The sequence below is a fragment of the Microcoleus sp. LEGE 07076 genome, assembly GCF_015207455.1.
GTDB lineage: Bacteria > Cyanobacteriota > Cyanobacteriia > Cyanobacteriales > Microcoleaceae > Microcoleus.
On the sequence record NZ_JADEWV010000138.1, the window covers coordinates 1 to 16,547 of the forward strand.

Genomic DNA, 16,547 nt, shown 5'->3' on the forward strand with positions numbered 1-16,547 from the left:
GTGGGAGAGGGGGAGAGGGGGAGAATTGCGAAAATCTTCCTTGATTTTCCCAACAACTGTCAACTGTCAACTGAAAACTGACAACTGTCAACTGACTTCTACTTTTTCATCGAATGAGCTTTGTAAAAAGTTTCGAGACTTTGCCTGTCGCCTACAAACCGCCAGTGCCAAGGTTCATAACTGACGCCTTGGCGGTTGTTTTTGGGGAAGGACATTTCAAAGCTGAAGGCGGGAGCGTTGGCTTCTAGCCACTTGAATGCTTGGGTACTGTCAAAGCTTTGACTGAGGTTAGTTTCGGGGGCGGAGCCGTCGCCAATGTCGATCGCGTAACCGGTGTGATGTTCGCTATATCCAGGCGGAGCGCTGACTTCGGCTCGCTTGGTGGCGTTTTGCCTGCGTTCGGCTTTCACGTCAAAAAATACGTGTTGTTGGTCTTCTACGGAGCGAAAGCCGGATATGGGAGCGAAATAGATCCCTGAGTAGGCGGCGGCGTTGGCCATTTCTTGATATTTTGCTGCCGCGGCTTTGCGGAGTTTGATGCCACCGTCGGAGGTGACATTTACCAAGTCTGCGGCTGGTGCTTCTGGGTAAGGCAAGTGTCCCAGCAGGTTGTCTGGGGTTGCGGGTTTTGATTTAGTAGTTGGACTCGCGGCCACCCCTGACGGCGAACTCGCGGCTGCTGGGTTTTTTTGACTTTGCTCTGCCTGACTGGTGGTTGGGAAAAAGTTAAAGTTGAGGTGCAGCCAAATGCTGACCCCAAAGGCTAATGCGGCCAACCCTAGGAGTTTCCAAATCAGCCCTTTTTTCTTGGATTGACTCGCTCCTGCTTCTGGGTATGGGTGGTCTCGCACTGCTTCTGGAATTTCGTCGGCGACAAGCTCCGAGGCTTGCGGGGGTTTTCTTGACAGACTAGCGTTATCCAAGCCAGCTCCACTCCTGCACTTCAATAAGGCTCAACGTTACAAATTGTAGACCGATACGGGCGATCGAGCAGCTACAGTTGCCGTTGAGTATATATCATCTGTTCCAGACTTCGCCCTTTCCCATCCGCCAACTCTCAAATCTGTTTTACTTGGGCCCCGATGCCGCCCGTCTTGGTCTAACTGGTTGGCACTGGTTTATTTTAAGTGTAATTTGCTACTTTTGGGCAAAATCTCACAATTGTGCGATCGGCACATCAAACGTCCGCGCCAATTTTAGCAGAGCAGCGATGTCAGCCATTGATCTGCTGGGCGATCGGGCATATTCACTTCAGGAATCTGACTGTCTGACTTGACGTAAGGCTGAATTGCTCTATCGTTGTAGTTCTATAAGGTCGATCGCCACAACTTGTAAATCATCATAGGGGCGATCGCGTCCAATCAAGCCTTAGCAACTTCAACCAACTCAACAACACTAACAGCACCTGCTTTTTCCGCTTCATCCCCTGCATCAACCGCAACCATTAACTTCAATCCCAGAGCCTTCAGCCAACTAGCCAAAGGATAAATTGTTGCGCTTCCATTCTGCGACAACAAAATATCTAATTTTTCCAGATGCAATTTAGCATCCTCAGCAGACATATTTGGTTTCCCAAGAGCTTCAAACACATTGCTAAGTGCGAGTTCAAGCAAACCTGCTTCAGGCTCTTCGTCTTCCAAATGCGCTGTTAGATAAGCAGCAGCGTGTATTTTATCTTTGAGGGCTTCAATCAGATAATCTTGATAACTATCGCTCGTTGGCATTTTCGCGTTCTCCATATTCTTTCCAATACTCATACGCTTTACGAATATCTTGCTCTTGACTGCTTTTATCTCCACCACAGAGGACAAGCACTATTGTTGACCCAACTTGTCCGAAGTACACCCGATACCCAGGCCCAAAATCAATTTTTAATTCGCAGACTCCTTCGCCAACAGACTTGCTGTTTCCTAAATTCCCCAAGCGAACTCGATCGAGCCTTTGTTCAATTTTAACTACTGCACTCAAATCTCGCAGGGAACTAAGCCACTCTGCGAAAGGATTTCTACCGTCTGGGGTAATATAACGCCGAATTTCCCTCAGTTGTACTTCCATAAGTGCGATCGTAGCTGCTAGCTGATTATAATACGGGCGATCGACCCCAATCAAGTATTACCAACTTCCGCCAATTCAGCAACATTAGTAGTAGGGTGCGTCAGTGGGAAAACCCTAATTCTTCGTAATAACCTTAAGACTGACGCACCCGGAGGGCTTCCAGGGATAACCTCAGTCTAGAGGTATTGTAATTTTGACAGATATGGAAGAGTTCGTGTAAAATTTGTATAAATTTGTGACCAGCGAATGGGATAAAAATTATGGCAGACCTATTAAAGTGTATGGAATGCGGAGGAATGGTAAGTTCTGAAGCTTACAAATGTCCCCACTGTAACACAGGTCGCGATGGCATCCGGGGTGTCAATTGTACTATTTGTGGTGGATTTTTAAAGTTTTCCGAAGCCCGCCACATAAAACTTGGCGAATACTCATAAAGCTAGTTTTTTCATAATTCTTGTTATCAAAAAATTAGCCAAACTGTAGAAAAAAAGAAAACAATAAACTGCCCAGTATGCACGCAACCAAACCTGTTCAGTTACGCAGATACTAGATCAAGATCGCACTACAGTGAACGTATAAATTGTGCTAAGTGTGGACATCCTTATGAATACCAACAAACAAAAGAAAATGATCCTTACACTGAGTGTAGGTATTGTGGTTTTCTTCTTGAAAAAAATCTAGAAGTGCTAGTATTTAAAAGTGACTATCATGACTCTCCTGACTATTATAGCCACAAACTTTGTGATACCAAGGAAAGGCAAGCTCAGAGACTCAAAGATCAGGAATATCATGAAAATAACCGGAATAAAATCGAGGAAGAACAACGTCTAAAGAAGAAAAAAGAAGCTGACGAAAAATTTGAATCAAAGCTAAGAGGCGCTTTCTGGCCTGCGCTATTTATAGGTGGGCTTAGTCTTGCGATGGGCATTTGGGCGATCTTGTTGTTTGGGATATTATTCGGTCTTTATTTTATAATTGATTGGGAATGAATAGAGGCTATCTCCGGGAGCATCTCAATGAAAGCACAATTAGTAGGGTGCGTCAGTTGGAAAACCCTAATTTTTCCTACGAACCTTAAGACTGACGCACCCTACAGACTACAAGCTGCGATTAAAAAAAATCGACCAAAATCAAACATTACCAACTTCTGCCAACTCAACAATATTCGCAGAAATTTCCTCATCCCCTGCATCAACCGCAACTGTTAACTTCAATCCCAAAACCTTCAGCCAATTAGCCAAAGCATAAATTGTCGCCATTCCATTCTGTGACAACAAAACATCTAATTTTTCCAAGTGCAATTTAGCCTCATCTTTTGACATATTTGGTTCTCCAAGAGCCTCAAATACATCTTTCAAAGCTGATGAGAAAATGCCAATATCCAAATCTCCCTCTTCTTGCTCATTCAAAAACAGCGCGAGGTAGCCCGCTGCATATACTGGATCTTTGAGCTGTTCAATCAGAAACGGATGGTAAGGTACACTTTTAACCATTGTCTTGACTCCTGTATTTAATCCAGTATTTCTTGGCTTTACGAATATCTTCGTCCTGAGTGCTTTTATCCCCTCCACACAGGAGAAGCACTATAGTTGTTTCTACTTGTCCAAAATAGACCCGGTAGCCTGGACCAAAATTAATTTTCAATTCCCAGACTCCTTCTCCCACTGGGCGGTAGTCTCCGAAATTACCTGTACTAACTCGCTTCAATCTGACATTAATCCTGAGTTTGGCTTGAGAATCCCGCAGAGCATAAAACCACTCATCGAAAGGAATCTGACCATCTGACTTGACGTAACGCTGAATTTCCCTTGGTTGTACTTCCATAAGTGCGATCGCAACTACTCGTAAATCATCATAGGGGCGATCGCACCCGATCAAACATTAGCAACCTCCACCAACTCAACAGCACTAACAGAATCTGACTCTTCCCCTTCATCCTCTTGAATAACCGCAACTGTTAACTTCAATCCCAGAGCATTCAGCCAATTAGCCAAACCATAAATAGTCGCCATTCCATTCTGTGACAGCAAACTATCTAATTTTTCCAAGTGCAATGAAGCCTCATCTGCTGACATATTTGGTTCTCCAAGAGCCTCAAATACATCTCTGAACGCTTTTCGCATGATTCCTAATTCCAAATCGCCTGATTCTTCCTCAAATATCTCTGTGAGATAGCCAGCAGAATATGCCGGATTTTTGAGATTTGAAATTTTATAGGGGTGATAAGGTAAACTCTTAGGCATTGTCATTGTCTTAACTCCTGTAATCTGTCCAGTATTTTTGAGTTTTGCGGATATCTTGCTCTTGAGTGCTTTTATCTCCGCCTATCAGCAAAAGTATAATTGTTGTTCCAACTTGTCCAAAATAGACCCGATAGCCAGGGCCGTAATTTATCCTCAACTCATAGACACCTTCTCCCACTGAGCGATAATCTCCGAGATTTCCAGTCCCAACTCGATCGAGTCGCCCGTCAATCTTAAATTTTGCCTTGAGATCGCGGAGGGAGTCTAACCACTCCGAGAAAGGAACTCTGCCGTCAGGCGTGGTGTAACGCTGAATTTCCTTGGGTTGCACTTCCATAATTTCAATTTTAGCGGGTCAGCGCTTTGATTATACTGTCGCGCCCGATCGCCCCTTGACTCCATGCGCTACAATTATTAAGAAATCTTTAGTTAAATTCGTTTAACGTCCCAGACGCATTATGAGTCTTCCCATTCGCAACGTCGCTATCATTGCTCACGTCGATCACGGCAAAACCACCCTCGTGGACGCTCTCCTCAGACAGTCCGGGGTCTTCCGCGAAGGGGAAGAAATCCCAGATTGCGTCATGGACTCCAATGATATCGAGCGCGAGCGTGGCATTACCATCCTTTCCAAAAATACCGCTGTCCGATACAAAGAAACCCTGATCAATATCGTCGATACCCCCGGACACGCGGACTTCGGCGGTGAAGTCGAACGAGTTCTCGGTATGGTAGACGGTTGTTTGCTGATCGTAGACGCCAACGAAGGCCCGATGCCGCAAACCCGCTTCGTGCTCAAAAAAGCGCTAGAAAAAGGCTTGCGCCCGATCGTCTTTGTGAATAAAATCGATCGCGATCGAGCCGACCCCCACAAAGCCGTCGATAAAGTCTTGGATCTGTTCCTCGAACTAGGCGCTGACGACGATCAGTGCGAATTTCCCTATCTCTTCGGTTCCGGCCTAAGCGGTTACGCCAAAAAACACCTCGAAGACGAAGGGCTAGATATGAAGCCCCTCTTTGAAGAAATCCTCGACCACGTACCACCCCCCGTAGGCGACCCCGAAAAGCCACTGCAACTGCAAGTAACCACCTTAGATTACTCCGAATACGTCGGTCGCATCGTCATCGGCCGCATCCACAACGGCACAATTAGAATCGGTCAACAAGCAGTTTTGATCACCGAAAGTGGCGCGCTTGTCAAATCAAAAATTAGTAAATTGATGGGCTTTGAAGGCCTGAAGCGGATTGATATCGCAGAATCTTCTGCTGGTAATCTTGTCGCCGTTGCCGGTTTTGCTGACGCCTATATTGGCGAGACAATTACCTGTCCCAACGACCCGCAAGCGCTACCTTTAATCAAAGTAGACGAACCAACTTTGCAGATGACTTTCTCGGTGAACGATTCGCCATTCTGCGGTCAAGAAGGTAGTTTGGTAACATCGCGTCAAATTCGCGATCGGCTCATGCGAGAACTCCAAACCAACGTCGCCTTGCGCGTCGAAGAAACCGACTCTCCCGACAAATTCCTCGTATCCGGCCGCGGCGAACTTCACCTCGGAATCCTAATCGAAAATATGCGCCGCGAAGGATACGAATTCCAAGTATCCCAGCCGCAAGTAATCTTCCGTGAAGTCGGCGGTCGCCCCTGCGAACCCTTTGAATGTTTGGTCTTAGACGTACCCGAAGAAGCAGTCGGAGGCTGCATCGAACGCCTCGGTCAGCGCAAAGCAGAAATGCAAGATATGCACGTCAGCAGCACCGGCCGCACCCAAATCGAATTTTCAGTCCCCGCACGCGGTTTGATTGGATTCCGAGGCGAGTTTATGCGCTTGACTCGTGGCGCTGGAATTATGAACCACAGTTTCCTCGACTATCGCCCCCTCGGCGGAGAAATTGTCGCCCGTCGCAACGGAGTATTGATTTCCTTTGAAGAAGGAACTGCAACTACTTATTCACTGAAAAATGCTGAAGACCGTGGCGTATTCTTCATTACCCCCGGAACCAAGGTTTACAGAGGCATGATCATCGGAGAAAACAACCGAGATGACGACATGGAGCTGAATATCTGTAAGTCGAAGCAGTTGACAAACCACCGCGCATCTGGCGGTGAAGAATTGGCTCAATTGCAAGCACCAGTCGATATGAGTTTGGAACGCGCTTTGGAGTACATCGGCCAGGATGAATTGGTGGAAGTAACACCAAAATCTATCCGCTTGCGGAAGGTGTCTAAGAAGTTGGTGAAACGCTAAAATAACTTGATGGCTGGCAAAATTGCCAGCCATCAGTGTCAACTTCAAACTGTATATAATCGACTTGGGCTTGTAAGTGCAAAGTCTTGTAGGATAACAGATGTATTTATAATCAATCCTTAAGTTTATCGTTATCCTAACTTTTATAAATAAAAATTATGCTGAAGAGAATTTATGTAAATAATTTTAGGTGCCTGGTCAATTTTGAATTGAGAGTAGATAGTTTAAATCTATTTCTGGGTTCAAATGGATCGGGAAAAACTACCGTTTTCGAGGTTTTAAGAAAATTACAGAAATTTATTTTAGGCGATCGAGCTTTCCAGCAAGATTATAAAGTATCAGATTTGTTTGCCAACAAGGATTTAACAAGATGGCAAAAATCCAACATTCAAAAATTTGAATTAGATATTGAAGGAAATGATGGTATTTATAAATATACCCTAGAAATCGAACATCAAGGAGAGTATGCACCTCCTAGAATGCGACTAGAAAGCTTAACTTTTGACGGACAACCTCTGTTTAATTTCTGGGTTGATGCAGGGGATAGAGATATGCCTGTAGGTCAAGCTAGGCTGTATAATGACGATCCTAATCGCGAAGGTGCTTTCTTACCGTTCTTTGATTGGTCGCGTTCTGGCATTGGTTTTATTTACGAGAGACCTGAGAATCAAAAACTTACATGGTTCAAAAAACGGATTTCTAACTTTTTTATTGTACAGATCAACCCTTATATAATGGAATCGGAAAGCCGTCAGGAGGCAAGTTCACCCAACTGGGATATGTCAAACTATGCAGCTTGGTACAGCTATTTATCTCAAGAATCTCAAGGTAAAATACTTAAACTAACGCTGGAATTACAAAAAATTATCCCAGGATTTGATTCATTTCAAAATTCTAAATCCGGTGATGTTAGGATTTTGTCAGCATCTTTTACCCGTCCCAGCAAGGCTGCTTATAGGCTTAATGAATTATCGCACGGTCAAAAAGCTTTAATTGCTCTATATACCTTAATATATTGTTCTCCTGATGAGAATTTTACTTTGTGTATTGATGAACCAGAAAATTTCCTGGCTTTACCGGAAATAAAACCTTGGTGGGGTAGGGTGATGGACTATTGTCTGGAAAATCAAGCACAAGCAATGTTAATTTCTCATCACCCCTCATTAATTAATTACTTAGCTAGCAATTCAGGTTATTGGTTTGAACGAGAAGATAATGAAGCTGTTCGTGTGCGGCGAATTACTGATACGGTCGAAGAAGGTTTATCAGTTGCTAAGCTTATAGAACTTGGATGGATTTATGACGAGTAGAGATGATTTACCAGAAGTAACTATTCTCTGTGAAGATATTGACCAAGAGCGATTTATCAGAGAATATCTGATCTGCTGCGGCCTGGACGATCGCAAAATTAAAGACTTTGGTAATCCTAAAGGAAAAACAATTAAAAATAACAATGCTTTGATACTCAAGCATTATCCAGAGCTTATTAAAAGTTATAGAAGCCGTAACTACAGAAATATTGCTGTAGTAGTAATGATTGATGCTGATGAAGATAGCTTGGACGAGCGAATGCGTTGTTTAAATATAGCATTAGACGAAACAGCAGGTAATTTAAACAAAGATCCGCGACTGCCTAACGAGAAAGTTGCTATTTTTGTCCCAGCCCGAAATATTGAAACGTGGTTTTATTATATTAATAGTCATATGTCAGGTCAAGAATGCAATGAACTTACTGATTATAAAGATAAAACAATGACTACAAAAGAGAGGATTGAATTAGCTAAAAGGTCGGCAAAAATATTGGCTTTAGAAATATGTCATCAGGGAGTCGATCGCATTACTTTGCCTTCTCTCCGTTATGCGTGTAGGGAGTTGCAACGGCTACAGTTGTAAAGAATGAGTTAGTTGATGTGACATGATGTTCTGTGATATCCCCGATTTCTTAAAGCGATCGGGTATCTAGTTTTTTTTAGGTTTTTCTACTTAGTTAACGATATAGTATGAAAGTTTCCTGTTTGTATATCAATTGCTACATCCCGATCCTAGTATGCGATCGCCCTCTGCACTAACCGCCACAATATGTTTTAATTTATATTTGAGCAAAATCAAAACAAACCCAGCCATGAGTCCAAAATCCATAGCCGTGATCAACTTCAAAGGCGGTGTCGGAAAGACCACCGTCACCTGGAGTCTGGGAAATATTATATCCCAAGGAACCGACTTAGAAGTCCTGATGTTAGACCTAGATCCGCAAATGTCGCTCACAGAGGCGATCGGGCTTAACGAAAATACGGGTCATTTAGATGATAAATTTGGTAAGTGGTACGAAAAATCTCTTAAGCACAGACTCACAATTTACGACGCTCTAGAAGTATTTAAAAAAGCGGGACAGAACTTTAAATTTCCCGTTGGTTTCGACACCATTTATCAGATTGACGAACAGTTGCATTTTGTCCCTTCAGTAGAAGAATTGTATTGGTTAGATTTGGACGGATTTGAGGGTAAAAGTGTTAAAGATTTTATCCGCAGGTTCAGCGGCAAAATCGCCAACTCTCCCAATCTCCCCAAATACGATTTGATGCTGTTTGACTGTTCGCCTTCCTTCAGTCTCCTCACCTATAGCGTACTTTCTTGCTGCGACTTAATATTGATTCCGGTCAATCCAGATTATTTTGGTTCTAGGGGATTGAGTTTAGTTTTAAACTCGCTCCAGAAACGGATTGAACCTTACCCGTTTCCCAAGATTGCAGTGTTTATGAATAAAGCTAAAATCTATGGAGGCTTGCTAACAAATGAAGTTCAATTTTACATGAGAGAAGTTAAGAGACTTTGCGCTGAAATCTCAAAAGATAATAACATAGAAATTAGATTTTTAGAATCTACTATTCGGGAAAGTGTTGGCTTAAAACGGGCTATTAATGAGGGAGAACTACCGCGAGAATTAGTGAGAGAGTTTGAACAATTGTGGCGCGAGTGTGAGGAGTATCTGAAATGATTAAAAAAGATATTTTGGCTGCTGCGGATGAAGAAAGCGGGGGGTTAATTGATGAAATTGGCGAACTTAAGGCAATCTTGCGGGAGGTTTCTAAAAAATTAACCAGGATTGAGGCTCAAGTCAAGCGGGGAGGGCTTTCTGCTGGGTCTAAAACTTCTGAATTGCCTGCTGTTGCTGATGCTAATAAGCCTGCTAATTTATCAGCAGGAAATGTTCTCGAAGTTTATGAAGAACTGCGTTTACAAGCTAAAAAGGGTCATGAATTAGAGGTGAGGCAAAAGTTGTCGGCGATGAGTGCTACTGATTTGAATTTGATGTGTTGCGAGTTAGGGATGCCGCCCAGCAGCAAGAATCCGTCTCGCAAAAAAATGTTTGAGCTAATTATTGGTAGAATTAAGCAGAGTTTGATGCTGTCGCGACATATCGATCGCCAAACACTGTAAAAATTAGCATCTGAATCCAGAAAATGGGTTTTAATATGCCTTTACCGCTGGGATTGGGAACAGGCAAGATGCCTGTTCCACAAGAGTTTAAGTTAAGTGTGGGGTGGGCATCTTGCCCGCCTCCCAAAAGCTTGTGGAAAATTCTGCAACTTTTCAGCTTCCATAAATTATTGCGGTTTTGCTCGATCGCCCTGATCGCCCTAACACTCGCAATTACCCTGTTTTCGAGCCTTCAGGGCCCTGGGACAACCGCAGCCCAAAAACCAAGTATACTGGCGTTTACAGCTCTCCAACAGCGCGGCAGCGAGGTTAGAAACAGTTTATTTGCGGTCAATGCTAACGGTTCCTCCCGCCGCGAACTTGCACCAAACATAGATGCTAGCTATACCTTAGTTTGGTCGCCCAACGGCCGGCGGCTGGCTTTCGTTGGCACAGACACCGACATTTATACAGTCAATGCTGACGGTTCCGGGTTAACTAAACAGTTTGCTGGGGAGTCTTGCAAAGCAGCTAATTTTCAAATAGCTTGGTTTTCCAACAGCCAGAAACTTGTTTTTGCCCGTTCTTGCGACGGTTTTACCTCAGATGATCCCGGCAGTCAATCGCTTTATAAAAGCGACACTTCGGGTATTCAAGGAACTAAATTAGTTCGGGATTTGGAAGTAGGAGGAGAACCGCCTAAAACCGAAATTTCATCGGAATTTTATCTTTCTCCTGACGGTCAGCAGGTAGCATTTGTCAAGGATAAAAATATCTACAAAATGAATGCCGACGGTTCGGGAATGATTAAATTAACTCAAAGTCCCGGCGAGTATACATCCGGGGGTAGCAAACTTGTCTGGTCGCCCGATCGCACAAAAATCGCTTTTTTGTCCGGCACCTATCCCCAACAGCAAGTTTACACGATTAATGCCGACGGCACAAACCTCAAAAATTTGACTGACAACCCGCAACATCAAGTCTACAACGTCAAGCTATTTTGGTCGCCCGACAGCAGCCGGATTGCTTACTATCAGGGGAAAGCGGGCGATTTGATGGGGGAAAAGCAGGATATTTGGGCGATCGACATTAACAGCGGAACCGCCAAAAACCTCACCCAAAAACCGAGCCAATACGATGCACTTTCCTGGTCGCCCGATGGCAAACTTATCGCTTTCGCTGCCGGAGACTTCAACCAGCAAAAATTATACACAATAAATCCGGAAAATTCCCAGCTAAATCAACTAGCTCCCCGCTTAGGAATGTCGGAGATTTCTGAATTAGCTTGGTCTTATGAAAGTCAGCAAATTGCTTTTACATTTAATGAAATCACAGGTGACAAAAGCAATTTGTATGTAATTAATCGCGACGGTTCTGGATTAAATAAATTGACCAGCGACAAGGATTTAAATGCTGGAAGTCCAGTTTGGCAACCACAGTAAAATTACAATTTATATCATGTCCGTTAAAACTACAACACTACCAACTTTTCTGGACTTACACAACTCGCCTAAGATTCGGATTAATTTTTAGGTACGTAGTTGCATCCAGGACTGCTTTTGTCAAATTGGAGCCGATGCAATAATCTTTGCTATTGTTGATTCTACAAAAGAGCGCTTTCATCGCAACTACCTACCTTTATTTAGGATCGCGAATTAAATAATTTACACATGATTGTGGGATGGGCTATAGAGCCCATCCCACAAGAACAATAAAAATGGTAAGTTATTTAATTCTCATTCCTTAATGTGACAGTTTCGTCCAAGACTGCCTTTGTCAAATGGGAGCAGATGCAATAATTTTTTTCTCCTTAAATTGATGGTGAACTTCCAATTCATGTCCCTCAAGTTCCAGGTGTTTTTCATCCTGCACCTGTTTGTCAATTTTGGGCAACTTTAAAATCGCTCCAGCCAAAACCCAGTAATACACTGACACTGGATCTACATCCAGCGGATAGTATTGAGGATTGATAGTAATAAATGCCACAAACACCCAAAAACTAGCTCCGTAACTCCGCAAACTTTTGTCTTTCACAGAACGGTAAGCTCGAAAACTTAGAAAAGCTAAGTGTAAAAGCATGAGTTGAAAAGCAATCATTCCCGCATAACCTAGTTCGTACATCAACTTAGGTTGGAAAGTTTCAATTAGTTGGGTGGTGCCAAATATCCGCGTTGAATTAGTGGCTCGTCCCACTCCTCTACCGAAAGGTTTGTCAATGATAAAATTGTGGCTCTGCTCCAACTGATTAAACAGAAACTGCTGGGGCGGTGCAGCATTCCAGCGGTTAACAAAACTGTCCCACCGCTGCTCAATAATTTCTGGGTTAACTGCTGCACCGACAAATAGCAGAATTGCCAGTCCTGCACCGATGGGAATAAATCGTTTTAAATTAACTAATTGACCCGTAAGAATGAGCAGAATGCCTGTGGCAACTGGCACCATAACTAAAGCAGCTCTTTGCCCGGAAATAACTGCATTTGCAAATACTAATGCCATGCCAAATAAACCGATAAGTCGCCACCAGAATGAAGGATCACAAAAGGTAGAGGCAAAGGTTAAAAAAGCATTAGAAATTAAAAACCACGCCCACTGCCAAGGCGCTACGAAAGTTCCCGGTAAGCGGATAAACTTAACTTCTGGACTGAATACTAAGGAACCGCCAACAAAACATCTAGCTTGCAGTGTTGCTTTATATAATTCTTCTCCGGTCATTCCTCGGGTCCCCGCGCATCTTCCACTTTGCAGCAACAGGTACTGCATCAAACCGAGAAGGCAGCAAACGACAGCCAAAATTAGGTGCATTCGACTAAAAAACACCAAATCCTTCTTAGTGCGGAGCAGATAATAGGTACAAGCAATCAGCGGTATGTAACCTATCAATACTTTTAACCCGAGAATTCCTTGTAGAATTGGTTTGTCGCCCTTCATCGGGTTGAGCTGCATCTCTCCGTTGACAAAAATTAAAGTTAGCATTGCCATCATCAACAGGATGCTGAAGGTAGAAAGCATTTGTTTGGGAATGAACAGAGGTAATTGTTTCTTTTTGCAGCTTTGAATGAGGGCGATGAGGGCTGGTATGTAGAAAGCATCTTTGGCTACTTGAAATGCAGCATTCCCGCCGCCAATTGCGTAAGTAATTGTACCGCTAAAAGGCAGATAAACGAGAAAAGCCCACAAAGCTTGACGAGGGTATTTGTAGGATAACAGCAAGATAGCTAATGCTGCGCCTCCTGCAATGGCAATTTTAGGGGAAACAATGAACAATAGGGGGATGCTGACAGCAACACTGATTAAGCAGCAAATGACGATCGCCTGTACCAATTCATTGCGTTTTTGTGAAGTTTTGCGTTTTTGTGCGGCTGCTTCTTTTTTGCTGAGGGCTGTGGTTTTTTCGCTGTGCTTGTGTTTGGATTTCTTGGATTTGCGGTTGGTTTTCAACATAATTTCTAGAAGGGACTTATGTAGAAGGGTGAAGGCATTCAGATGTTGAAGGCACTCAGATGTAGAAGGTGGAATGAATAGAATAAAAAATATTTCTGTAAATGTGGTTACTTATTCTTCAAGTCGATTGCGGTCGAAAAGATCGAGATTGTGCGCCTGACGCGGGCGGGCATAACTTAGATTCGCCACCTTGTAGAAAATAACTGGTGCATCTATAATGTACAAATCTCGAAAGAATAATTTTAATCGATCGCTGAAACTGAAGTATGAAGTTAACAAAATTTGTATCGATCGGCACTGCCCTGTTTTTAGGAGCAAGCGCCAGCATATTATCTAGCAGCAGCAAAGCATTGGCGGCCGAAAAAGTTGTCCTGACATTTGGTCCAATCGCACAAGCCATCAATATTAGCGACTTAGAAGACTTTGCTAAAAACGGCACTACGACACCAACCATCCAACAAATTATCGGGTTCTCCAAAATGGATCCACAAGTGCTGCGGGGGTTGATGAGTCTAGAAATCGGTTTAAAGCCAGCTATTCTGGCGAGGGTAGTTTACAGCACCCCGGGAGAAAAAATTACAGACGAAATCGGCCAGACAATTAGGACTCATCGCCGCACAGAAAGCGGCAAAGCCCTGCGGGCGGCGGTGATTATGGCATCCGGCGACAATGGTAAGCTGTCGCTGCTGGAAATCCTGAAAAAGTATCCTCTGCCGGAGGTTTATGTAGATGTTGCCAGCATTGCCGCCACGGTTGGGAAGGTTCAGGGTTTGGTAGGAAATGTGCAAAGCCTGCTGCAAGAGTCGATGCGCCAGACAACAAGCACAACTCAAACAACTCGCACCGAAACTCCGATCGCACCTCGCCCCAGCATTGCCCCCACAACCCCCGCTCCAGCGCGCCGCCTTCCCGCACCCTTACCAGCACCAGTACCGCAGCCTGCAAGACCCGTCAGAGGACTCTGGTAAGAAAATCATCTCGATCCAAGTGTTCGATCGAACACCGAGTGCAAATCCTGTGATTTGATCGGGACAGTCGTACTCAGTACCAATTAATTTGATTGTGTTCGATCGATCGGGCATAACCGCCCCCATCCTATCCCCATAAATCCGAAACAATCAATTTTGCTTTAGCAATTTTTTGATCAAATTAGGAACCTCCGAAGGCCGATCCGCCACAGGTATGTCCGCCTCTTCAAAGGCAGCCATTTTGTTTTTGGCCGTAATTCCAAAAGCTTTCTGGGCAGCAGCCCGAGAACTGATCAGGATGCCGGCGTGGCCCAAATACGGGCCCTTGGGAGCGTAGTGGCCTGCCAGATAAGCAACTACGGGTTTGTCGATCGCCGAAGCGATGTAAGAAGCAGCAGCTTGTTCGCTCCACCCGCCAACTTCCCCCACCAAAACTATGGCTTCGGTAGTTTCATCTTCGTCCAAAATTTGCAGCCACTGCATAAACGATGAACCAAGAATCGCGTCGCAGCCAATACAAACCGCCATCGACTGCCCCAACCGAGCCTCAGTCAGTTCTAGAGCAATTTCGTAAGTCAAAGTGCTGCTGCGGCTGATTATCCCGATCGAACCTGGAGTGTAGAATTCTTTGGGGTGAGTTCCCAGTAGCAGTTTTTCCGGGACAATAATCCCCGGACTGTTGGGCCCGATTAGCAAAGTTTCCGTAACCTCTGCTTTTCTGACTAAGCGCACCATATCCAGAGGAGGCACTCCAGGAGTGACGATCGCGATTTGCCGAATTCCTGCCGCGATCGCTTCTAGAGCCGCATCCAGCACCGAATAAGGGTCTACCAAAATTACCGCAGTGTCAACGTGACCCACTGCCGCCACTGCTTGTTCTACCAAATCAAAAATCGGAATTCCCTCCAACTCCCCCCCGCCTTTACCGGGACTCACGCCGGCCACTACATTCGTGCCGTATGCTTTCATCATCAGGGCGGCGCGGGTTGACGCTGGAGATTCTGTAATGCCCTGTACTAGGACTTTGCTTTCAGGAGTTAAATTCATTTTTTGCCACTTGAGAGTCCATAACTCGTCTTTTGCCGATCGACTCCCGCTACTTGGCCGAAGATACAGAAGCGGCCGCGGCTTGATCCAAGGTGCTAGCTAGCTGTACCGGCAACTGTCCCAACCGCTTTTTAACAGCATCAGCATCGATCTCTACCAGACGCAGCACAACTTGGATGTGGCGGTTAGCGCGAGCTTTCCGTTCCAAATAGCCGACTACTGCGGCGGTAATTTCCTCGGTTTTGGAGGCGCCCGCCAAAATATTTACCAGTATCACTTTAACGCTTTTATCCTGAGCGACTAACTCCAGAGCCAAATCCGCACGATCGCGCAGGGCATTTGCTGCTTCGTAGCCGTCTAAGGAACCCATATTCACAAAATTAGCTGGTTTTCCTCCTTCGCGGGCTACAGCATCCAGAGTTGCCATTGTCAGGCCCACTCCGCTGCACAAAATCCCGATATTCCCATCTAGTTCGATTAATTCCAGGGATTCGGAATTCGAGATTGGGGATTGAGATTGGGGGTCAAACTCCGGCGATTGCTGCGCCTTCGAGTGGGAATGGGAGCGATCGCCAGAGGTATAGAGACTTCTCTTTCCCCGTCCCAACCCGCTGCTTTGCCTCTTCTCCGAGAGTGCGGCCAAATCTGGATGCCGCCCCAAGGCATCGTCGTTGGCGGTGACTTTACCGTCTAAAGCCATTACCTCTCCCCTCGGACTGATGCCCAGGGGATTGATTTCTACTAAATCTAAATCTTTTTCTACAAACAAGCGGTACATTTTCTGGACAATCGCGCTCACCGATTGAATCAAGTCTCCCTGCAATCCCATTTTCAGCATCAAACGCCTCGCGTAGAATGGCGAAAATTCTTGGTCTACCGCAACCTGCTGCATTTTTTCGATCGACCCTTCGACATCCATACCTCCTTGTCTCGAACCCAGAAGTACCGGGCGGCGGGCTACCGGGTCTAGCAATACCGCCAAGTACAATTCTTGGTCAGCGTTGTACTTAGCTTCTGCCAGCAGGACTTGGGGATATTCATCCTCGATCGGCAAATTAAAAATTGTTTGAGCCGCAGCAACTGCATCGATCGTATTTTCCACAAATTTAATACCGCCCGCCCGGCCC

The 16,547-nt window shown here is 44.8% G+C and carries 19 protein-coding genes; 9 read left to right on the forward strand and 10 right to left on the reverse strand.

Annotated features, from left to right (window positions below; all coding sequences use genetic code 11):
• Window positions 1–98: 98 nt before the first annotated feature.
• Complete coding sequence (locus IQ270_RS20505) at window positions 99–923, reverse strand: D-alanyl-D-alanine carboxypeptidase family protein (RefSeq protein ID WP_193975064.1); 825 nt, start codon at window positions 921–923, stop codon at window positions 99–101.
• Between the two features lie 83 nt (window positions 924–1,006).
• On the opposite strand from IQ270_RS20505, the gene IQ270_RS20510 reads away from it, so the two are divergent.
• The gene (locus IQ270_RS20510; RefSeq protein ID WP_193975065.1) at window positions 1,007–1,276 is read left to right on the forward strand and encodes a hypothetical protein; all 270 of its coding nucleotides are present in this window, start codon (window positions 1,007–1,009) and stop codon (window positions 1,274–1,276) included.
• Window positions 1,277–1,361: 85 nt separating this feature from the next.
• Here the strand turns inward: IQ270_RS20510 and IQ270_RS20515 are convergent, their stop codons facing one another.
• Both IQ270_RS20515 and IQ270_RS20520 read right to left on the reverse strand, forming a co-directional pair.
• Entirely contained in the window at window positions 1,362–1,724 is a 363-nt protein-coding gene (locus tag IQ270_RS20515; protein WP_193975066.1) for a DNA-binding protein, read from the reverse strand.
• Complete coding sequence (locus IQ270_RS20520; protein WP_193975082.1) at window positions 1,708–2,055, reverse strand: type II toxin-antitoxin system RelE/ParE family toxin; 348 nt, start codon at window positions 2,053–2,055, stop codon at window positions 1,708–1,710. Before IQ270_RS20520 ends, IQ270_RS20515 begins: the two co-directional genes overlap by 17 nt.
• 683 nt (window positions 2,056–2,738) lie before the next feature.
• Here IQ270_RS20520 and IQ270_RS20530 point away from each other — a divergent pair.
• Window positions 2,739–3,044 carry a hypothetical protein gene (locus tag IQ270_RS20530; RefSeq protein ID WP_193975068.1) on the forward strand — a complete coding sequence of 102 codons (306 nt, stop codon included), beginning with the start codon at window positions 2,739–2,741 and terminating at the stop codon, window positions 3,042–3,044.
• 141 nt (window positions 3,045–3,185) lie between these two features.
• Here the strand turns inward: IQ270_RS20530 and IQ270_RS20535 are convergent, their stop codons facing one another.
• From IQ270_RS20535 to IQ270_RS20550, 4 genes are read right to left on the reverse strand one after another with little or no spacing between them, the layout of a single operon-like run.
• Window positions 3,186–3,548 carry a DNA-binding protein gene (locus tag IQ270_RS20535; protein WP_193975069.1) on the reverse strand — a complete coding sequence of 121 codons (363 nt, stop codon included), beginning with the start codon at window positions 3,546–3,548 and terminating at the stop codon, window positions 3,186–3,188.
• The gene (locus IQ270_RS20540; RefSeq protein WP_193975070.1) at window positions 3,541–3,879 is read right to left on the reverse strand and encodes a type II toxin-antitoxin system RelE/ParE family toxin; all 339 of its coding nucleotides are present in this window, start codon (window positions 3,877–3,879) and stop codon (window positions 3,541–3,543) included. Before IQ270_RS20540 ends, IQ270_RS20535 begins: the two co-directional genes overlap by 8 nt.
• 50 nt (window positions 3,880–3,929) lie before the next feature.
• Window positions 3,930–4,304: a DNA-binding protein gene (locus IQ270_RS20545; protein WP_228056548.1), complete on the reverse strand. Its 375-nt coding sequence runs from the start codon at window positions 4,302–4,304 to the stop codon at window positions 3,930–3,932.
• Window positions 4,305–4,308: 4 nt separating this feature from the next.
• Window positions 4,309–4,635, reverse strand: a complete 327-nt coding sequence (locus IQ270_RS20550) for a type II toxin-antitoxin system RelE/ParE family toxin (RefSeq protein WP_193975071.1) — start codon at window positions 4,633–4,635, stop codon at window positions 4,309–4,311.
• Between the two features lie 121 nt (window positions 4,636–4,756).
• On the opposite strand from IQ270_RS20550, the gene typA reads away from it, so the two are divergent.
• The 6 genes from typA to IQ270_RS20580 all read left to right on the forward strand — a co-directional run bounded on the left by typA (window position 4,757) and on the right by IQ270_RS20580 (window position 11,406).
• Window positions 4,757–6,547, forward strand: coding sequence for a translational GTPase TypA (gene typA / locus IQ270_RS20555; RefSeq protein WP_193975072.1), 1,791 nt, complete (start codon window positions 4,757–4,759; stop codon window positions 6,545–6,547).
• Between the two features lie 158 nt (window positions 6,548–6,705).
• Complete coding sequence (locus tag IQ270_RS20560) at window positions 6,706–7,857, forward strand: AAA family ATPase (RefSeq protein WP_193975073.1); 1,152 nt, start codon at window positions 6,706–6,708, stop codon at window positions 7,855–7,857.
• Window positions 7,847–8,440 (forward strand): hypothetical protein, encoded by a 594-nt coding sequence (locus IQ270_RS20565; RefSeq protein WP_193975074.1) that lies wholly within the window; start codon window positions 7,847–7,849, stop codon window positions 8,438–8,440. Before IQ270_RS20560 ends, IQ270_RS20565 begins: the two co-directional genes overlap by 11 nt.
• A 229-nt stretch (window positions 8,441–8,669) precedes the next feature.
• Window positions 8,670–9,542: a ParA family protein gene (locus IQ270_RS20570; RefSeq protein WP_193975075.1), complete on the forward strand. Its 873-nt coding sequence runs from the start codon at window positions 8,670–8,672 to the stop codon at window positions 9,540–9,542.
• Window positions 9,539–9,985 (forward strand): hypothetical protein, encoded by a 447-nt coding sequence (locus IQ270_RS20575; RefSeq protein WP_193975076.1) that lies wholly within the window; start codon window positions 9,539–9,541, stop codon window positions 9,983–9,985. Before IQ270_RS20570 ends, IQ270_RS20575 begins: the two co-directional genes overlap by 4 nt.
• Window positions 9,986–10,008: 23 nt before the next feature.
• Window positions 10,009–11,406 (forward strand): DPP IV N-terminal domain-containing protein, encoded by a 1,398-nt coding sequence (locus IQ270_RS20580; RefSeq protein ID WP_193975077.1) that lies wholly within the window; start codon window positions 10,009–10,011, stop codon window positions 11,404–11,406.
• A 334-nt stretch (window positions 11,407–11,740) separates the two neighbouring features.
• Here the strand turns inward: IQ270_RS20580 and hpsL are convergent, their stop codons facing one another.
• A complete protein-coding gene (hpsL, locus tag IQ270_RS20585) occupies window positions 11,741–13,405 on the reverse strand; it encodes a hormogonium polysaccharide biosynthesis protein HpsL (protein ID WP_193975078.1) in 1,665 nt (554 codons plus the stop codon).
• Window positions 13,406–13,671: 266 nt separating this feature from the next.
• On the opposite strand from hpsL, the gene IQ270_RS32145 reads away from it, so the two are divergent.
• A complete protein-coding gene (locus tag IQ270_RS32145) occupies window positions 13,672–14,373 on the forward strand; it encodes an alpha/beta hydrolase (RefSeq protein ID WP_193975079.1) in 702 nt (233 codons plus the stop codon).
• Window positions 14,374–14,523: 150 nt separating this feature from the next.
• Here IQ270_RS32145 and IQ270_RS20595 read toward each other — a convergent pair whose 3' ends face one another.
• Both IQ270_RS20595 and IQ270_RS20600 read right to left on the reverse strand, forming a co-directional pair.
• Window positions 14,524–15,420: a CoA-binding protein gene (locus IQ270_RS20595; protein ID WP_193975080.1), complete on the reverse strand. Its 897-nt coding sequence runs from the start codon at window positions 15,418–15,420 to the stop codon at window positions 14,524–14,526.
• 49 nt (window positions 15,421–15,469) lie between these two features.
• Window positions 15,470–16,547, reverse strand: a 1,078-nt coding sequence (locus IQ270_RS20600; protein ID WP_193975081.1) for an ATP-grasp domain-containing protein, incomplete at its 5' end; no start/stop codon positions are given.

Bases quoted from the DNA above. Each gene is read 5' to 3' on its own strand.
- IQ270_RS20515 (WP_193975066.1), bottom strand. From the start codon at position 1,724: ATGCCAACGAGCGATAGTTATCAAGATTATCTGATTGAAGCCCTCAAA.
- IQ270_RS20520 (WP_193975082.1), bottom strand. From the start codon at position 2,055: ATGGAAGTACAACTGAGGGAAATTCGGCGTTATATTACCCCAGACGGT.
- IQ270_RS20535 (WP_193975069.1), bottom strand. From the start codon at position 3,548: ATGGTTAAAAGTGTACCTTACCATCCGTTTCTGATTGAACAGCTCAAA.
- IQ270_RS20540 (WP_193975070.1), bottom strand. From the start codon at position 3,879: ATGGAAGTACAACCAAGGGAAATTCAGCGTTACGTCAAGTCAGATGGT.
- IQ270_RS20545 (WP_228056548.1), bottom strand. From the start codon at position 4,304: ATGACAATGCCTAAGAGTTTACCTTATCACCCCTATAAAATTTCAAAT.
- IQ270_RS20550 (WP_193975071.1), bottom strand. From the start codon at position 4,635: ATGGAAGTGCAACCCAAGGAAATTCAGCGTTACACCACGCCTGACGGC.
- typA (WP_193975072.1), top strand. From the start codon at position 4,757: ATGAGTCTTCCCATTCGCAACGTCGCTATCATTGCTCACGTCGATCAC.
- IQ270_RS20560 (WP_193975073.1), top strand. From the start codon at position 6,706: ATGCTGAAGAGAATTTATGTAAATAATTTTAGGTGCCTGGTCAATTTT.
- IQ270_RS20565 (WP_193975074.1), top strand. From the start codon at position 7,847: ATGACGAGTAGAGATGATTTACCAGAAGTAACTATTCTCTGTGAAGAT.
- IQ270_RS20570 (WP_193975075.1), top strand. From the start codon at position 8,670: ATGAGTCCAAAATCCATAGCCGTGATCAACTTCAAAGGCGGTGTCGGA.
- IQ270_RS20575 (WP_193975076.1), top strand. From the start codon at position 9,539: ATGATTAAAAAAGATATTTTGGCTGCTGCGGATGAAGAAAGCGGGGGG.
- IQ270_RS20580 (WP_193975077.1), top strand. From the start codon at position 10,009: ATGGGTTTTAATATGCCTTTACCGCTGGGATTGGGAACAGGCAAGATG.
- hpsL (WP_193975078.1), bottom strand. From the start codon at position 13,405: ATGTTGAAAACCAACCGCAAATCCAAGAAATCCAAACACAAGCACAGC.
- IQ270_RS32145 (WP_193975079.1), top strand. From the start codon at position 13,672: ATGAAGTTAACAAAATTTGTATCGATCGGCACTGCCCTGTTTTTAGGA.
- IQ270_RS20595 (WP_193975080.1), bottom strand. From the start codon at position 15,420: ATGAATTTAACTCCTGAAAGCAAAGTCCTAGTACAGGGCATTACAGAA.